Source organism: Salinicola salarius (assembly GCF_003206135.1).
Classification (GTDB): domain Bacteria; phylum Pseudomonadota; class Gammaproteobacteria; order Pseudomonadales; family Halomonadaceae; genus Salinicola; species Salinicola salarius.
On record NZ_PZJT01000015.1, the window covers coordinates 36,183 to 53,015 of the forward strand.

13 protein-coding genes are annotated in these 16,833 nt (G+C 66.1%); 8 read left to right on the forward strand and 5 right to left on the reverse strand.

Going from position 1 to position 16,833, the window contains the following annotated elements; genetic code table 11:
* Positions 1-270: 270 nt before the first annotated feature.
* The 4 genes from ptsP to DOM32_RS13990 all read left to right on the forward strand — a co-directional run bounded on the left by ptsP (position 271) and on the right by DOM32_RS13990 (position 6,717).
* Positions 271-3,195 carry a phosphoenolpyruvate--protein phosphotransferase gene (ptsP, locus tag DOM32_RS13975; RefSeq protein ID WP_110635583.1) on the forward strand — a complete coding sequence of 975 codons (2,925 nt, stop codon included), beginning with the start codon at positions 271-273 and terminating at the stop codon, positions 3,193-3,195.
* The gene (gene pfkB, locus DOM32_RS13980; RefSeq protein ID WP_071231483.1) at positions 3,195-4,160 is read left to right on the forward strand and encodes a 1-phosphofructokinase; all 966 of its coding nucleotides are present in this window, start codon (positions 3,195-3,197) and stop codon (positions 4,158-4,160) included. Before ptsP ends, pfkB begins: the two co-directional genes overlap by 1 nt.
* A gap of 26 nt (positions 4,161-4,186) precedes the next feature.
* On the forward strand, positions 4,187-5,980 hold the full coding sequence (locus DOM32_RS13985) for a PTS fructose-like transporter subunit IIB (protein WP_110635452.1): 1,794 nt from the start codon (positions 4,187-4,189) through the stop codon (positions 5,978-5,980).
* A 194-nt stretch (positions 5,981-6,174) separates the two neighbouring features.
* On the forward strand, positions 6,175-6,717 hold the full coding sequence (locus tag DOM32_RS13990) for an O-acetyl-ADP-ribose deacetylase (RefSeq protein ID WP_110635455.1): 543 nt from the start codon (positions 6,175-6,177) through the stop codon (positions 6,715-6,717).
* Positions 6,718-6,766: 49 nt separating this feature from the next.
* Here DOM32_RS13990 and DOM32_RS13995 read toward each other — a convergent pair whose 3' ends face one another.
* The 4 genes from DOM32_RS13995 to folB all read right to left on the reverse strand — a co-directional run bounded on the left by DOM32_RS13995 (position 6,767) and on the right by folB (position 10,079).
* Positions 6,767-7,459 (reverse strand): response regulator, encoded by a 693-nt coding sequence (locus DOM32_RS13995; RefSeq protein ID WP_110635458.1) that lies wholly within the window; start codon positions 7,457-7,459, stop codon positions 6,767-6,769.
* A gap of 15 nt (positions 7,460-7,474) precedes the next feature.
* Positions 7,475-9,064, reverse strand: a complete 1,590-nt coding sequence (locus DOM32_RS14000) for an ATP-binding protein (RefSeq protein ID WP_110635461.1) — start codon at positions 9,062-9,064, stop codon at positions 7,475-7,477.
* 104 nt (positions 9,065-9,168) lie between these two features.
* Positions 9,169-9,726 carry a 2-amino-4-hydroxy-6-hydroxymethyldihydropteridine diphosphokinase gene (gene folK, locus DOM32_RS14005; RefSeq protein ID WP_110635466.1) on the reverse strand — a complete coding sequence of 186 codons (558 nt, stop codon included), beginning with the start codon at positions 9,724-9,726 and terminating at the stop codon, positions 9,169-9,171.
* Positions 9,726-10,079 carry a dihydroneopterin aldolase gene (folB, locus tag DOM32_RS14010; protein WP_110635469.1) on the reverse strand — a complete coding sequence of 118 codons (354 nt, stop codon included), beginning with the start codon at positions 10,077-10,079 and terminating at the stop codon, positions 9,726-9,728. Before folB ends, folK begins: the two co-directional genes overlap by 1 nt.
* Before the next feature lie 182 nt (positions 10,080-10,261).
* Here folB and DOM32_RS14015 point away from each other — a divergent pair, with 182 nt between their 5' ends.
* Positions 10,262-10,894, forward strand: a complete 633-nt coding sequence (locus DOM32_RS14015) for a glycerol-3-phosphate acyltransferase (protein WP_110635472.1) — start codon at positions 10,262-10,264, stop codon at positions 10,892-10,894.
* A 13-nt stretch (positions 10,895-10,907) separates the two neighbouring features.
* Here DOM32_RS14015 and tsaD read toward each other — a convergent pair whose 3' ends face one another.
* Entirely contained in the window at positions 10,908-11,936 is a 1,029-nt protein-coding gene (tsaD, locus tag DOM32_RS14020; RefSeq protein WP_110635475.1) for a tRNA (adenosine(37)-N6)-threonylcarbamoyltransferase complex transferase subunit TsaD, read from the reverse strand.
* Positions 11,937-12,236: 300 nt separating this feature from the next.
* Here tsaD and rpsU point away from each other — a divergent pair, with 300 nt between their 5' ends.
* From rpsU to rpoD, 3 genes are all read left to right on the forward strand, one after another.
* Positions 12,237-12,452 (forward strand): 30S ribosomal protein S21, encoded by a 216-nt coding sequence (rpsU, locus tag DOM32_RS14025; RefSeq protein ID WP_071231491.1) that lies wholly within the window; start codon positions 12,237-12,239, stop codon positions 12,450-12,452.
* Between the two features lie 244 nt (positions 12,453-12,696).
* A complete protein-coding gene (dnaG, locus tag DOM32_RS14030; protein ID WP_110635478.1) occupies positions 12,697-14,601 on the forward strand; it encodes a DNA primase in 1,905 nt (634 codons plus the stop codon).
* Positions 14,602-14,867: 266 nt separating this feature from the next.
* Positions 14,868-16,715: an RNA polymerase sigma factor RpoD gene (gene rpoD / locus DOM32_RS14035; RefSeq protein ID WP_071231493.1), complete on the forward strand. Its 1,848-nt coding sequence runs from the start codon at positions 14,868-14,870 to the stop codon at positions 16,713-16,715.
* The last annotated feature ends 118 nt before the right edge of the window (positions 16,716-16,833 follow it).

Consider the following 16,833-nt stretch of genomic DNA (forward strand, 5'->3'; position numbering starts at 1 on the left):
GTCCGCACGGTGGGGAACGATACCGCGTCGGGCCGCCCCGGCCCAGCCTGATTTTACGCCCGGCGCTATCCGGCCCGTTCCGTCGCAGAGATCGGCGGCGAAGGTCTGCGGCGAAGGTCTAGCTTGTCAAACGGTCGACGAACGGAGAGCATGTCGACACGACAGGTGACACGATTCAGCAAAAAGTCGGAACATCGCGATGTCCCGGTGGTATCGGAAGCGCCGCTGCCCCATGCTACGGACATCGAACGACCATTCGGAGAGATCGTTATGCTGACCCTCCAGCCGCAGGACGCGGCGCTCAATTGCCAGGCCGACAGCTGGCAGGATGCACTGGATCAGGCCGCCGCGTCGCTGCACCGGGCCGGCCTGGTCGAGGCGAGCTATCGCGACGCGCTGCACGCCCGCGAGGCGCAGGGTTCGACCTTCCTCGGCAGCGGTATCGCCATTCCCCACGGCACCCCGGAGAGCCGCGAACAGATTCACCGCACCGGCGTGCGGCTGCTGCAGTTTCCCCAAGGCGTGACATGGCACGACGGCAACCGCGTCTATCTGCTGGTGACGATCGCCGCCGCCAGCGACGAACATCTGGACGTGCTGCGGCGATTGACGCACGTGCTCGACGACGAGAGCGTGGCCGAACGCCTGGCCAACGCCGACACGGCCGAGGCGATGGTCGCTCTGCTGGCCAAACCTCGGCTCAAGGCGCGTCTGGATGCCGGCACGCTCTGCCTGGGCTTTCCGGCGCGGGACCGTTTCGAGCTGGCGCTGGCGGCGGCCGCGCGGCTGCGCCAGGCCGAGTGCGTCGATGCGCGCTTCGTTGCCGCGATCACCGAGCAGGAACCGATCCCGCTGGGCCAGGGGCTGTGGCTGGTGAGCGCTGCCGCAGGCGTCAGTCAGCCGGCGCTGGCGCTGGCGACGCCGGAGCGCTCGTTCACCGGCCCGAAAGGCGTGGTCAATGGCGTGTTCTGCGTGGCGGCGCAAGGCGACGTTCATCGGGAGCTGCTGGAGCGGCTGGCGGATCTGCTGGATAGCGGCGAAGGCGAAGCGCTGGTCGACGCCGATGCCGACCACGTTCTGGCGCGGCTGTCCGGCGAGTCGAGCCACGCCGAGACCGCTCGCGTGACACTGCTCAACGCTCACGGACTGCACGCCCGCCCGGCCAAGCTGCTTGTCCAGGCGGCCCGCGAGCAGTCCGTGCCGGTTCGCGTGCGGCTGATGGAAGGCGCGGCGGAGACGGTTTCCGCCGCCAGCCTGACCAAGGTGATCGGGCTCGGCGCCCGGCGCGGCCAGACGCTGATCTTCTCCGCCGAAGGCGGGGGCGAGGGTAAGAGTGCCCAGGCAGCATTGGCGGCGATGGTCGCCGCCGTCAAGGGTGGGCTCGGCGAGTCCGTGCGGCCGCTGGCGGATGCCGCCGGCGCCAGCCACGTCTCGCGGCGCGATGCCGTGGGCGAGGCAACGGGCGAGATCCCCGGAACGGCGGCACCGGAGCCCATCGCCGACGATACCGCGTTGCCCGCCACCGCCGCCTCGCCGGGGCTGGCGATCGCGCCGGTCTTCGTGATGCGCGCGCCCAGCTTCGACTATCCCGAGCGGGCCCGCGATCTGGCGCCGGAAAAACAAGGTGGCGCAGAACGTCAGCGCGAGCGCCTGCGCGCCAGCCTGGTCGAAGCGCGTGACCAGTTGCGGGCGTTGATCGGCACCGCCAAGGGCGGGGACGTGGCCGAGATTCTCTCCATGCATGCCGAGATGCTCGATGATCCCGAGCTGCACGAGGCTGCCTTCGAGGGCATGCGCGACGGCATGAGCGCCGAAGCGGCGTGGTGGCAGGCGATCGATACCGCCGCCCGCGCCCAGGAGGTGCTGGCGGATCGGCTGCTGGCCGAGCGCGCCGCCGACCTGCGCGACGTGGGGCGTCGCGTGCTGGGCGTGCTGTGCGGGGTCTCCATGCCGGCGCCGCCGCAGCGCCCGTACATTCTGGTCACCGACGATATCGGCCCCTCCGACGTGGCGCGCCTCGATACCGCCCAGGTACGGGGGCTGTTGACCGCCCGTGGCGGCGCGACCTCGCACAGCGCGATTCTGGCGCGGGCGCTGGGCATTCCCGCGGTGGTCGGTGCCGGCGCGCGAGCGCTGACGCTCGCCAACGACGACGAACTGATCCTCGACGGTGACCTCGGTCGCGTGATCGTGCGGCCCAGCGCGGAACGCCGTGATCGCGCCGAACTGCGACTCAAGGAGCTGGAGCGGCTGCGTCGCGAAGCGCACGGCCTGCGCTTCGAAGAGGGCCGCACGGCGGATGGCCGGCGTATCGAAGTCGCTGCCAATCTGGGCAACACCGCCCATGCCGAAGATGCGGTCGAACATGGCGCCGAAGGCGTCGGATTGCTGCGCACCGAGTTCCTGTTCATGGCGCACCCGGAGGCGCCGGATCTGGAGACCCAGATCGGCGAGTACCGGCGTGCCTTCGATGCGCTCGACGGCCGCCCGCTGGTGGCGCGTACGCTGGATGTCGGCGGCGACAAGCCGCTGCCCTACTGGCCGGTAGCGGCGGAGGACAACCCCTTCCTCGGCCTGCGCGGCATCCGGCTGGCGCTGACCCGCCCGGACGTGCTGGAAACCCAACTGCGGGCGCTGCTCACCGCCGCCGATGATCGTCCGCTACGGATCATGTTCCCGATGGTCAAGGACGTCGACGAGTACCGTCAGGCCAGGGCGATCGTCGACCGGCTGCAGCAGGAGATTGGCGCGTCCGACGTCCAGGTCGGCGTGATGATCGAGATTCCCTCCGCGGCGCTGCTGGCGCCGAGCCTGGCGGCGGAGGTCGACTTTTTCTCCATCGGCACCAACGACCTGACCCAGTACACCCTGGCGATCGACCGCGGCCATCCCGAGCTGTCGTCCCAGGCGGACGGCCTGCATCCGGCGGTGCTGCGGCTGATCCGGATGACCGTGGATGCGGCTCACGCCGAGGGCAAGTGGGTCGGCGTCTGCGGCGAGCTGGGCTCGGACGCTGCCGCCGTGCCGGTGCTGGTCGGGCTGGGCGTCGACGAGCTCTCGGTCTCCGTGCGCCAGGTGCCGATGGTCAAGGCACGCCTGCGCGGGATCACCGAGGAGAGCGCCCGCCTGCACGCCGAGACGGCGCTGGCCCAGGCCACCAGCCAGGCCGTGCGCGAAGCGCTGGAGGCGCTCTAATGGCGCACGTGCTGGTGGTGACGCTCAATCCGGCGCTGGATCTGTCGATCCAGCTGCCGCGGCTCGAGCCGGGCGCGGTCAATCGCACGCGGTCGTCGCATCTGGCGGCGGCCGGCAAGGGCCTCAACGTGGCGCAGGTGCTGGTGTCGCTAGGCCACCGGGTCACGCTGTCCGGCTTTCTGGGGGCGGACAACGACACTGCGTTCGTCCAGGCCTGTCGGCGCGACGGGATCGAGGATGCCAGCCTGCGTCTGCCCGGCGAGACCCGGATCAACGCCAAACTGGCCGAGGACGACGGTCGCGTGACCGACATCAACGGCCCGGGCATCGAGGTCTCCGAGGCGGCGCTGGCCGAATTGACGGCCGATCTGGTCGCGCGCTGCAAGGCGACATCGCCGGCTGCGGTCGTGGTGACCGGCAGCCTGCCGCCGGGCGCGACGCCGGAGGCGCTGGCGGCGCTGATTCGAGCGCTCAAGGCCAGCGGTGTGCCGGTCTGGATCGACACCAGCGGCCCGGCCCTGACCGCGGCGCTGGCGGTATTGCCCGACGCGGCCAAGCCCAATGAACAGGAACTGGCCGACTGGGCCGGCGGCCCGCTGACCGATCCGGCGGCCCAGCTCGATGCGGTCCGGCGTCTGCACGCTTCCGGCGTCGAGGAGGCGATCCTGTCGCTGGGTGGTGACGGCGTGCTGTGGGTCAGCCGACGCGGAGAGTGGCGCGCCACGCCGCCCCGGGTCGAGGTCCGGAATACGGTGGGCGCGGGCGATACGCTGCTGGCCGCCCTGCTGCATGGCGTGATCGCGGATCAATCGCCGCAGGAGGCGCTGCGGCAGGCGACGGCACTGGCCGCCGAAGCGGTGCGCCATATCGGTGTCGGCAATCCGCACGTCAGCGACTTCCAGCAATTACTGCAACAGACGAGCGTCAGCCGCTGCGGCGAAGCGCGCGTCGGGGGGAATGCATGAACGGGGAACGTATGGATGGGGAGCGCATGAACGTCATTCTGATTACCGCCTGCCCCAGCGGCATGGCGACGACCTTTCTGGCCGCGAGACGCCTGGAACAGGCCGCCAAGCGTCGCGGCTGGCAGGCCCGGACGGAGATGCATGGCGAACTCGAGGCCGTCACGCCGGTGTCGGAAGAGGCGATCGCCGCGGCGGACCTGATCGTCGTCGCAGCGCAGCGGGTGCCCGAAGCCGCTCGCTTCGACGGCAAGCGGCTCTATCGCGCGCCGATCCAGCAGGCGCTGCCCGATCCCGAGGCGTTTCTCGAACGCGCCGCCCGCGAGGCGACGACGTTCGATGCCGCCAGCGAGCCCGCGACGCCTCCGACGGCGAAGTCGTCCGAGGCTTCCGGCGTCAAGCGCATCGTCGCGGTGACGGCCTGTCCGACTGGCGTGGCGCACACTTTCATGGCGGCCGAGGCGCTGGAGCAGGCCGGGCGGGCGCTGGGCCACCGGATTCATGTCGAGACGCAGGGATCGGTGGGCGCGCAGAACCCGATCAGCGACGAGGATATCGAGGCGGCGGACGTCGTGCTGCTGGCCTGCGACATCGAGGTCGACGACGCCCGCTTCGCCGGCAAGCGGGTCTATCGCACGTCCACCGGCAGCGCGCTCAAGCAGCCGCAGCAGACGATCCAGAAGTCGCTCGACGAGGCGCAGGTGGAATCGGCCGGCAGCGGGAAGAGTGCCGGCGGCGAGCGCAAGAGCGTAAAGGAACGCGGGCTCTACAAGCACCTGCTGACCGGGGTCTCGTTCATGCTGCCGATGGTGGTGGCGGGCGGGTTGTGCATCGCGCTCTCGTTGGTGTTCGGGATCAAGGCCTTCGAGCAGGAAGGGACGCTGGCGGCGGCGCTGATGCAGATCGGCGGCGGCACCGCCTTTGCGCTGATGGTGCCGGTACTGGCCGGTTACATCGCTTACTCTATCGCCGACCGTCCGGGCATTGCGCCGGGCATGATCGGCGGGATGCTGGCCTCGACGTTGGGCGCCGGCTTCATCGGCGGGATTCTGGCCGGCTTCCTGGCCGGCTACTCGGCCAAGGCGGTGACGCGCTACGTCAAGCTGCCGGCCAGCGTGGAGTCGTTGAAGCCGATCCTGATCATTCCGCTGCTGGCGAGCCTGGTCACGGGCCTGGTCATGATCTACGTGGTCGGCACGCCGGTGGCGGCGGTTCTTTCGGCATTGACTGCCTTCCTCAACGACATGGGCTCGACCAACGCGGTCCTGCTGGGCGTGCTGCTCGGCGCGATGATGTGCTTCGACCTGGGCGGGCCGGTCAACAAGGCGGCGTATACCTTCGGCGTCGGGCTGCTCTCGACCGAGACCTACATGCCGATGGCCGCGATCATGGCCGCGGGGATGGTGCCGCCCATCGGCATGGGCCTGGCGACGTTCCTGAGACGCAGCCGGTTCGCCCAGGCCGAGCGCGAGGCGGGCAAGGCGTCATTCGTGCTGGGGCTCTGTTTCATCAGCGAAGGGGCGATTCCGTTCGCCGCCAAGGACCCGCTGCGCGTGATTCCGGTGTCGATGGTCGGCGGCGCGGTGACCGGGGCGCTCTCGATGTGGTTCGGGGTCAAGCTGATGGCGCCTCACGGCGGCCTGTTCGTGCTGCTGATCCCGAATGCCGTCAACCTGGCGCTGCTCTATCTGCTGGCCATCGCTGCCGGCTCGGTCATCACCGGCGTCGGCTACGCCCTGCTCAAGCGTGGCGAGGCAGGCATGACGCCGGCCGCTGCCTCGTCCGAGCCCGCGCCCGCCGAGGCGAGCCGTCAGACCTCCTGATTCGAAACGGCTCTGGTTCGGAACGGCTCTGGTTCAAAACGGCTCTGGTTCGAACCGGCCTAGGTTCGCCAGCGTCGGCATCGCAGCCTACATTGTTTGAAACGATGGGTTGGCAAACACGGGTTGGCAGCGATTCGGTCGTTGCCAACCTTTTGCGTTTTGCCAATCGGGTGTTCGTGAACAGGAGGGAGGCTATGAAGATTCACTGGCAGGGCGACCGTCTGGTCGTTGCCGAGGGCGATATCACCCGCTTCGATGGCGATGCGATCGTCAATGCCGCCAACAAGAGTCTACAGGGCGGTGGTGGCGTCGATGGCGCAATCCATCGCGCAGCCGGCCCCGAACTTCTCGAGGCGTGCCGCGAGTTGCGACGCACGACCTGGCCGGAGGGGCTACCCGTGGGCGAAGTGGCAATGACGCCGGGGTTCCGGCTGCCGGCCTCTCATGTGATCCACACCGTGGGGCCGGTTTTCGCCAAGTCGGCGGATCGCTCTGAACAGCTGGCCGACTGTTATCGTAACTCGCTGAGACTGGCGGGAGAGCATCGATTCACGCGGCTGGCGTTTCCGGCCATCTCGACCGGTGTCTACGGTTATCCGGCCGATACAGCCGCCGCTATCGTGGCCGGCGTGATGCGCGAGCTGCTACCCACGCTTCCCGGCCTCGAGGTGACGCTGCTGTTCTTCTCAGTGAAGGATGTCGATACCTTCCTGACCCACGGCGCCCCGGGCGGCTGACCGGGGCCGGCGCTTGCCGGCCAGCGTCGAGACCGGGCCGGAGACGGCATCACTCCTCGGGCTGATACTTGTAGCCGACGCCGTAGACCGAGCGGATGATGTCGCGGTCCGGCCAGACATCGGCGATCTTGCGCCTGAGCTTCTTGACGTGACTATCGACGGTACGCTCGGAAACGATGCGATGATCGCGATACATGTGATCCATCAACTGGTCGCGAGAGAAGATGCGGCCCGGACTATGCATCATCACCTTGAGGAGCTGGAACTCGACGGCGGTGAGATTCAGATCCTCGCTGCCCGCCATTGCGCGCCAGCCATCTTCGTCCAGCGTCAGGCGTTCGCCTTCGGAGAGCGACTCGTCCGCGCCGGTGGTGCCGTAGCTGCGGCGCAGCACGGCCTTGACGCGAGCTACGACTTCCCGGGGGCTGAAGGGTTTGCAGATATAGTCGTCGGCGCCCAGTTCGAGCCCCAGCAGGCGATCCACTTCCTCGACACGGGCGGTCAGCATGATCACCGGAATGGTGGGAAATCGTTCGCGGATCTGGCGGCACAGGGTGAGGCCATCGGTGCCGGGCAGCATCAGGTCGAGCAGGATCAGCATCGGCTGATTCTCCTCCAGCCACGCCATCACGGCGTTGCCGTGATCGATGTGATCGGAAGCGTAGCCGCTCTTCGACAGATAGTCGGCGACCAGGCGTGCGATCTTGGGTTCGTCCTCGACGATCAGAATGGTGTCGTTCATCAAACCGGCTCCCTGTCAGTTGGCGTGGCTGCCGTGTCTATCGGATGGTTCGTTATATCGCTTGCTGGATCTTTCATCGGGCTGTTCGTGGCACGGCGCATGGGCGGGCGGACCGGATGAATCGTCGGCGCGCTCGATGAATGATTCTGCGGTCATGTCGGCGGGAAGCTCCCGCGGAAACGTCAGCGTCCAGCGCAAACCGCCGAGTGGCGAAACCGAGGGCACCAGCGTGCCGCCCTGCGCTTCGATCAGCGCGTTGGCGATCGACAGCCCCAGGCCGCTGCCACCGCTGCGGCGATTGCGCGACCCTTCCACCCGGTACAGCCGTTCGGTCAGGCGAGGCAGTTCGTCCTCCGACACGCCGGGGGCGGTGTCCTCCCAGACGACGGTCGCCTGATCGCCATGGCGCTTCAGCGTGACGCGCAGCGTGCCGGGGCTGTCGGTATAGGCGATGGTGTTGGACAGCAGGTTGTCCCAAAGCTGGCGCAGACGCTGGCTGTCGGCACGCACCCACAGCGGTTCGGTTTCGAGCTGAAGCGCGAGGCCGAGGCTTTCCAGTCTCGGCTGACTGTCTTCGAGACGCTGCACCAGCGACTCCTCGAGATCCACGGGCACGAGGTGCATGTCCAGCGCGCCGGCGTCGCTCTGGGCCAGCAGGCGCAAGTCCTCGACCAGATGCCCGAGCTGGTCGACCTCCTGCTGCAACGATCCCAGATTGTCCACCGACAGAGGGCGGACGCCGTCCTGCATGGCTTCGATTTCGCCTCGCAGCACTGCCAGCGGCGTGCGCAGCTCATGGGCGATATCGGCGACCCAGCGCTGGCGCGCGCGACGGTTGGCCTCGAGCGTCTCGGCGAGCTGGTTGAAATCCGCCGAGAGACGCGAGAGCTCGTCGCGGCCGCGTTCGGAAAGGCGCACGCTGTAGTCTCCCAGGGTCAGGCGGCGCGTGGCCAGGGTCATGAGCCGAGCACGACGGCCCAGCCACCAGGCGAGCCCGCCGGCCAGGAGCAGGGAGGCGAGAAACAGCGAACCGACGATAATGGTCAGGTTGCGCTGCTGGCGCTCGAGAAAGATCTGGTCCATCCGCGCCATCAGCCGTTCCGGCGGCAGGTAGCCCAGTTGGCCGACCAGCTTGTCACCACTGCGGATCGGCACGAAATGGGGCTCCGGCGGCGGCGGCATGTCCAGGTCGCCCCGGGGAGGCGGCTTGAGCAGGGGCTCGCCGATCACCGGATTGCTCAGCTCGTCGAGCAGGACATAGCCGCGGGCGTCGGAAAACTCGCGGTCGATCCCGCTGGGAGGGCGTTTCTCGCTCGACCAGAGCTGGCTGCGAACCAGGCTCTGCCAGGCGCGAGGGTCGTCGCGCAGCCACTGCCAGCTGCCGCGCTGTGTCCATTGTTCGCCCAGGGCGTTGGCCAGTGTCTCGGCTCGTGTCGACTGGCTGCGCTCGAGATAGTTGACGAAGCCCTCGTCCAGGCTGCGCGAGACGAACACGAACACCAGTCCGCTGATCAGGACGTTGGTGATCAGGATGATGGCGAACAGTTTGATGCCGAGACGCGACAGTCGTGGCCAGTCGCGCCATCTGCTATACGACAAGGACATGGGGTCCGGCTTTTTCACGGGCGGTATCGATGCCTCCAGTGTGTCTCATCGCGTGGCAGGGATGGTTCAGACAATGGGCAAAGAAGATGGAGATTGCGAGCGCTTCATCGTTCCTGATCCAGATCGGGCACGGCGCGGGAAACGAAGCGCTCTCTCCACTGGAAATCCACCGGCCAGTGAGGTTGGTCGCGAGATTGATCGGCGGCATCGAAGGCGGCCCATAGCGCATCGAACGTGCGGCCGTCGACCGGATGAACGTGAGAAGGCAGCAGTTCGGCCAGCGGGTGCAGCACGAAAGCGTAGCGCAGAATGTCTTCGCGCGGGAGGCGGGCATCGCCATGGCGGCCGACGGCGTCGCCCCACAGCAGCAGGTCGATGTCCAGCGTGCGGGCAACGAACTTGGTCGGACCGGCGGGCCGGCCATTATCGCGCTCGATGCTCTTGCAGCGGTCGTTGAGCGCGGTCGGCGACAGCTCGGTCTCGAACGCCACCACCAGATTGTAGAAGGGGCGATCGTCCTCGAAGCCGACCGCGGGACTCTCGTAAACCGGGGAGAGTCGTAGCGGGGCCGGGGCGGCGAGGATTGCCAGTGCGTCCAGAGCTCGGGTCAGGTGATGCTGGCGGTGGATGTTGCTGCCCAGCCCGAGAACGGCCAGCGGCATCAGTCGGCACTGCGCTCGATGCGAATGCCCACCGCGCGTGCCGCGGCCACGGCGCCGGGCTTGCGCACGGTCAGGCGTAGCTGGCGGACGCCGAACTCCTCGATCAGCAGTGCCGCGACGCGCTCGGCGAAGGTTTCCACCAGGCCGTGGGCGTTGGCGTCGGCGTAATCGGCAAGACGCTGGCAGATGGCGGCGTAGTCGAGCGTCCGGCCGAGGTCGTCGTCCCGGGCGGCCGGGCGGATGTCGGTGCCGAGTTCCAGATCCAGCTCCAGGCGTTGGCGTACCGTACGTTCCCAGTCATAGACTCCGATGACCGTCTCCAGACTCAAGCCTTCGATCAATACCTGATCCACGCGAATTCCTCGTCGGCAGCGATGCTTTTGGTGGTGATTTCCGCCGGCGGGCCGTTCCCGCTCGACGCGACGGCCATCGATTGTACGCGAGGAGAGTGGCAGAATCAGGGCTCTCGATGATGTCCGCGCCAAGCGGCCAGGGGAGTCTTGTCTTGCCACCGATCCTTGTTACCGGCCTGCTGATGGGGGCCGGCTATCTCAGCGGTTCGCTGCTCGGGGCGATCTGGGTGTGCCGTGCCTGGGGCCTTCGCGATCCTCGCTGGGCGGGCTCGGGGAACCCGGGGTTTTCCAATGTGCTGCGTGCCTTCGGCTGGCGGCCGGCGCTGGCGACGCTGATCATCGATGCCGCCAAGGGCATGCCGGTGCTGTGGCTGGCTGGCGCGGCGTCGCTGTCGGTCTGGTCCCAGGGGCTGGTTGGCCTCGGCGTGCTGATCGGGCACAGCTGCCCGGTCTGGCATCGGGGGCGCGGCGGCAAGGCGGTGGCCAGTGCATTCGGCGTGCTGCTGATGCTGGCGACGCCGGTGGCGCTGATCTGCGCGATCTGCTGGTTCCTGCTCGCCTGGCGGGTGCGCACGGCGGCGGTGGCCTCGCTGGCCACGGCGTTGATGGCGCCGCTGCTGAGTTACTGGCTGGTGCCGCCGATGACGGGAGTCATCTGCGTGTTCTCGCTACTGGTTCTGGCTCGGCACGCCTGGAACATCCGGCTGTGGCGGGAGCGACGCCGCGAGACGCACGAACCGGCGCTGGCCGATCCGTTCGACGAGGAAGATGCCCTGTGCGATCGCCGCGAGCTCAGACAACAGGACAGGCGATAGGACAGGCAGCAAGTCAGACCGCAGGAGGAGTGAGTTCCGCCAGCGGCCAGCGCGGGCGAGGCTGCAGGGTCTGGCTGCGCTGGCCGGCGGCGAGACGCTGCGCGCCGGCGTAGGCGATCATCGCGCCGTTGTCGGTACAGAAGCGGCCGCGCGGGTAGAACGCCTGGGCGCCCAGTTTGGCGAGCGCGGTATCCAGCGTCTCGCGCAGGCGCCGATTGGCGCTGACGCCACCGGCGACGATCAGACGCTGCCGCCCGCTCTCCTTGAGGGCGCGCCGGCACTTGATCACCAGCGTATCGACCACGGCATCCTCGAAGGCGCGGGCGACGTCGGCACGCGCCTGGGCGTCGAGGGCGTCCTGTTCGCGAAGCATGCGCAGTGCAGTCAGGGTATGGGTCTTCAGCCCGGAGAAACTGAAATCGAGCCCCGGCCGATCGGTCATCGGGCGGGGAAAGCGAAAGCGCTCGCTGCGCCCCTGCTCCGCCAGCGCGGCCACCTGCGGGCCGCCGGGGTAGGGGAGTTCCAGCATCTTGGCGACCTTGTCGAACGCTTCCCCGGCCGCATCGTCGACGGATTCCCCCAGCAGCCGATAGTCGCCCAGGCCGCGGACGTCCACCAGTTGGGTATGCCCACCGGAAACCAGCAGCGCGACGAAGGGAAACGCCGGTGGATTCTCCTCCAGCATCGGCGCCAGCAGGTGGCCTTCCATGTGATGAACGCCGAGTACGGGGATTCCGAGCGCGCGCGCCATGCCGTGAGCCGTGCAGGCACCCACCATCAGCGCGCCGACCAGGCCGGGGCCTGCAGTGTAGGCAATGGCATCGAGATCATGCTTGGCCAACCCGGCCTCGCCGAGCACCTGATCCACCAGTGGCAGCAGCTTGCGGGTGTGATCGCGAGAGGCGAGTTCCGGCACCACGCCGCCGAATTCGGCATGTAGCGCTATCTGACTGTAAAGCGCATCGGCCAGCAGCCCGGCCTCGGTGTCATAGAGGGCGACGCCGGTTTCGTCGCAGGAAGTTTCGATGCCCAGCACGCGCATGGTCGGATGTCCGTCGGTCGGGAGAATCTGGAGGCGCGCTAGTTTACGCTGTCGAAAAGCCATTTGCATTGGTTCCGGGGCGCGACTAGAATACGCTGCTCTGTAGAACTGGGTCGTGCGCCTTTAACACGTCCTCGACTGTCGAGCGACCTCGTGAGACAGCTCTGGGCCGGGAAGATCCGGATAGCGACACGTCAGGATTCGAAGCCTTTCGCGGCGTTGTCTCGAATTTCTCGGGTCGTGCGTTCAAAAGGGCGTGCGTTCAAACCGAACTCAATTCCCAAGGTAGGTGAGTGCTTCATGCCCGCTGTTAAAGTACGTGATAACGAGCCGTTCGACGTCGCGCTGCGTCGCTTCAAACGCTCCTGCGAAAAAGCTGGAGTTCTGTCCGAAGTCCGCCGTCGCGAAACTTACGAAAAGCCCACTTCAGTCCGCAAGCGTAAAGCCGCGGCTGCCGTGAAGCGTCACGCCAAGAAGCTGCAGCGTGAGCGTAAGCGTTTCGAACGCTTGTATTGATCCGTACTGCGGGTGACTTCGGTCACCCCAGAGGGACGATCAAACGGCCGCCGTTAAGGTGGCCGTTTGTTTTTGTTCCGCTGCCATTGCGCCAACGCCCGTGGGCTCAAGATTCATGGTATCGATGTCGGCGCGGATGCAGTGTTTTCTTGCCTGTCCTATCTTCAGCTGGATATCGCTCCATGACAGGCATGACAGTTCGCGGCCTGGCCTGCGAGCGGATCCCCCGAGAGCGTCTGATGATATGGCCGGACAGATTTCCCAGCGTTTCATCGATGACCTGTTGGCCCGTACCGACATCGTCGATGTGATTTCCGAGCGGGTACAGCTCAAGAAGAGCGGACGCAATCACAGCGGCCTCTGCCCGTTCCATCAGGAAAACTCCCCGTCGTTCACGGTAAGCCAGGACAAGCAGTTCTATCACTGCTTCGGCTGCAGCGCGCACGGTAATGCGCTGCGCTTTCTGATGGAATTCGACAATCTGCGCTTTCCCGAAGCGGTCGAGCAACTGGCCTCCCGGGCAGGCATGCAGGTCGAGCGGGAAGGCGGCGAGGATCCGGGGGCGCGTCAGCGTCAGCAGAAGCGGGAAGAGGGCGTCAATCTGCTGGAACTGGCTTCGCGCTTCTTCCGCGAGCGCCTGGCACTTGGCGGCGGGCGCCAGGCTCGGGAGTATCTCGATCGCCGCGGTTTGAGCCAGGAGATCATTCGGGATTTCGGCATCGGTTACGCCGAGGACGAGTGGGAGTCGCTCAAGCGCCATCTGCTGGCACAGGGCATCAGCGAAGCGGTCCAGGTCGAGTACGGGCTGCTGGTGCACCGTGAAGAGACCGGACGCACCTACGATCGCTTTCGTGACCGGGTGATGTTTCCGATTCGCGACTGGAAAGGCCGCACCATCGCCTTCGGTGGCAGGGTGCTGGGCGATGCCAAGCCCAAGTATCTCAATTCGCCGGAGACGCCGGTCTTTCACAAGGGACGCGAACTCTACGGACTGTTCGAGGCGCGTCAGGCCAATCGACAGCTCTCGCGGTTGTTGGTGGTCGAAGGCTACATGGACGTGGTCGCGCTGGCGCAGTTCGGCATTCGCAACGCCTGCGCCACCCTGGGTACGGCGCTGACGACTGACCATCTGCAGCGGCTGTTCCGGCTGGTCGACGAGGTGGTGTTCTGCTTCGATGGCGACAACGCCGGCCGTCAGGCTGCGCGTCGCTCGTTGCAGACGGCGCTGCCGTCGATGATCGATGGGCGGCAGGTGCGATTTTTGTTCCTCCCCGAGGGCGAGGACCCCGACACGCTGGTTCGCCAGGAGGGCCAGGAGGCGTTCGAGAAGCGCATCACCTGCGCCAGCCCCCTGTCGGAGTTTCTGTTCGAGCAGGCGGCGGAAGGGCGTGATCTCAAGCAGGTGGAAGGGCGCGAGCGCTTCGTGACGGCAGTGCTGGACGCCCTGAAACTTTTGCCGGAAGGCGTGCTCAAATCGCTGCTGGTCAAGGAACTGTCGGTCAGAAGCGGGATCGACCAGTCGCACTTCGCCGGCTGGCTGGAAAAGCATGCGGCGCCCGAGCCGCGCCAGGCGATGACGCCGGACGCCGGCTACGAAGCGCTGATGATGACCTCGGATGGCGACATCGACGCCACTTCAGACCCGGGCGTGACGGTCGATAATGGCAATAATCGTGCAAGGCGGCGCGGACACCCGGCATCTCGCTCAGGAACTGCTACGCTTTCTCTGAGCATTCCGGCTCGGATATTGCATCTGTTGCTGCACGAACCGGGATTGGTCGAGGGGCTGCCGGAATCGGTCGAGTGGTGCCCGGTCGAAGTGCCCGATGGGCGCTTGTGCCGCGAAGTGGTGCAGTTGTTGCGCGCCGGACGCTACCGCAGCCCCCAGGTACTGCTGGCTCACTTCCACGGCAGTGCGGATGGTGAGCGCCTCGATCAGCTGGCGCGTCGCGAACTGGAGATTCCGCGCGACGTCCGGGCCAGCGAGCTGGAAAACTGGGTACGTTATCTCGAGCGCGAGAGCGCCCGTTTGACGCCGGTGGAGGAGTACCACCAGCTGCTGGAAAAGAGTCGTCAACCGGGAGCGCTCAGCAGCGCGGACAAGCAGCGCCTGAGAGAGCTGATCGGAAAGTTGGCCGGAGGGCCGTGAGCCACGAGGTTCGTGGGGGTACGAATGTCGCGATTGAAATCAGGACTACTAGCAAGGAAGCGTGGAGTGGTCAATCGACAGGGCGGTCGAAAGGTTGAAATGGCGGTGATCGCCACCAGATAGGTCAACCAAGCACACTAGCACACCTGGCAGGCAAGGTAATAGAAGCTGGCAGCAAAAAGCGGGGGCGCGCTATACTAGCCGGCTTTTGGGTCGTCGCGCCGTCACCCCAGGTGCTTCATTCTTCTTCGTCGAGTAGGGTTTCTATGGCTGGAAATGCGCAGCAGTCACGTTTGAAGGAGCTGATCGCACGCGGCAAAGAGCAGGGCTTCCTGACTTATGCCGAAGTGAACGATCACCTCCCCGAAGATATCGCTGATCCGGATCAGGTGGAAGACATTATCTCCATGATCAACGACATGGGGATCAATGTCGTCGAGGAGGCACCTGACGAAGACACGCTGATGATGTCCGACGATTCCACCGACGAATCCGCGGCGGAAGAGGCCGTGGCGGCGTTGGCAGCGGTGGAGAGCGATGTCGGACGTACGACCGACCCGGTGCGCATGTACATGCGCGAGATGGGCACGGTGGAACTGCTGACCCGCGAAGGCGAAATCCTGATTGCCAAGCGCATCGAGGAAGGCCTGCGGGAAGTCATGTCCTCCCTGGCCTATCTGCCCGGCGCGGTGGATTCCATTCTCGACGTCTACGATCAGACCCAGGACGAGGAAGCTCCCGGACGCCTCTCGGATCTGTTCTCCGGTTTCATCGATCCTGACGAAGGGATCCCCGGGGTCGCCGAAGTCGAGATGCCGGAAGAAGTCGAAGCCGACATCAGCGGCGACGAAGACGACGAAGACGACGAAGACAGCGAAGACGACGACAACGCAAGCGAAGGCGGCCCCGATCCCGAAGAGGCACGGGTGCGCTTCGAGCAGATTCGCGAGCAGAACGAAGCGGCCAAGGCGGCGATCGAGAAGCACGGGCGCGGCTCCGAAGAAGCCGATATCGAGCAGGCGCGTCTGGCCGAGCTGTTCTCGCCGATCAAGCTGTCGCCCAAGCATTTCGAGCGTCTGGTCGGCCAGGTACGGATCAGTGTCGATCAGGTACGGAGCCAGGAAAAGGCGATCATGCAGGTGTTCGTCAAGCAGGGCAAAGTACCGCGCAAGACGTTCATCAGCTCGTTTCTGGGCAACGAAACCGCCGAAGGCTGGTTCGACGAATTCATCGCCAAGAACGGCAAGTATGCCGATCGTCTCGAACCGTTCCGTGGTGACGTGCAGCGCGCGCAGCGCAAGATCGGTTTCGAGCAGGAAATGGTGCTGCTCGACGTCGGCCAGCTGAAGGAAGTCAATCGCCGTCTATCCATTGGCGAGGCCAAGGCGCGGCGTGCCAAGAAGGAGATGGTCGAGGCCAACCTGCGTCTGGTCATCTCGATCGCCAAGAAGTACACCAACCGCGGTCTTCAGTTCCTGGATCTGATCCAGGAGGGCAACATCGGCCTGATGAAGGCGGTGGACAAGTTCGAGTACCGCCGTGGCTACAAGTTCTCCACGTATGCCACCTGGTGGATTCGCCAGGCGATCACGCGTTCCATCGCCGACCAGGCCCGCACCATCCGTATTCCGGTGCACATGATCGAGACGATCAACAAGCTCAACCGCGTATCGCGGCAGATGCTGCAGGAGATGGGTCGCGAGCCTACCCCGGAAGAGCTGGGCGAGCGTCTCGAGATGCCGGAAGACAAGGTACGCAAGGTGCTCAAGATCGCCAAGGAGCCGATCTCCATGGAGACGCCGATCGGTGACGACGAAGACTCGCACCTGGGCGACTTCATCGAGGACAGCACCATGGTGCTGCCGATCGACTCCGCCACCGGCGAAGGTCTGATCGAGGCGACCCGCAACGTTCTCGGCGGCCTGACCGCACGCGAAGCCAAGGTGCTGCGCATGCGCTTCGGCATCGACATGAACACCGACCACACGCTGGAAGAGGTCGGCAAGCAATTCGACGTCACCCGCGAGCGTATCCGTCAGATCGAAGCCAAGGCGTTGCGCAAGCTGCGTCATCCGTCGCGTTCCGAGCCGCTGCGCTCGTTCCTCGACGAGTAAGCGCGAAGCACTATCGCAAAGTCCTGTCGCGAAGGCCTGTCGCGAAGGCCTGTCGCGGGCAGTAATGACGAGCCCCGCCAACCGAGAGGTTGGCGGGGTTTTTGTCATTATGAGGCGG

Bases quoted from the DNA above. Each gene is read 5' to 3' on its own strand.
- DOM32_RS13990 (WP_110635455.1), top strand. From the start codon at position 6,175: ATGAAGATTCACTGGCAGGGCGACCGTCTGGTCGTTGCCGAGGGCGAT.
- rpoD (WP_071231493.1), top strand. From the start codon at position 14,868: ATGGCTGGAAATGCGCAGCAGTCACGTTTGAAGGAGCTGATCGCACGC.
- ptsP (WP_110635583.1), top strand. From the start codon at position 271: ATGCTGACCCTCCAGCCGCAGGACGCGGCGCTCAATTGCCAGGCCGAC.
- DOM32_RS13985 (WP_110635452.1), top strand. From the start codon at position 4,187: ATGAACGTCATTCTGATTACCGCCTGCCCCAGCGGCATGGCGACGACC.
- dnaG (WP_110635478.1), top strand. From the start codon at position 12,697: ATGGCCGGACAGATTTCCCAGCGTTTCATCGATGACCTGTTGGCCCGT.
- DOM32_RS14000 (WP_110635461.1), bottom strand. From the start codon at position 9,064: ATGTCCTTGTCGTATAGCAGATGGCGCGACTGGCCACGACTGTCGCGT.
- DOM32_RS14015 (WP_110635472.1), top strand. From the start codon at position 10,262: ATGGGGGCCGGCTATCTCAGCGGTTCGCTGCTCGGGGCGATCTGGGTG.
- folK (WP_110635466.1), bottom strand. From the start codon at position 9,726: ATGCCGCTGGCCGTTCTCGGGCTGGGCAGCAACATCCACCGCCAGCAT.
- pfkB (WP_071231483.1), top strand. From the start codon at position 3,195: ATGGCGCACGTGCTGGTGGTGACGCTCAATCCGGCGCTGGATCTGTCG.
- DOM32_RS13995 (WP_110635458.1), bottom strand. From the start codon at position 7,459: ATGAACGACACCATTCTGATCGTCGAGGACGAACCCAAGATCGCACGC.
- rpsU (WP_071231491.1), top strand. From the start codon at position 12,237: ATGCCCGCTGTTAAAGTACGTGATAACGAGCCGTTCGACGTCGCGCTG.
- tsaD (WP_110635475.1), bottom strand. From the start codon at position 11,936: ATGCGCGTGCTGGGCATCGAAACTTCCTGCGACGAAACCGGCGTCGCC.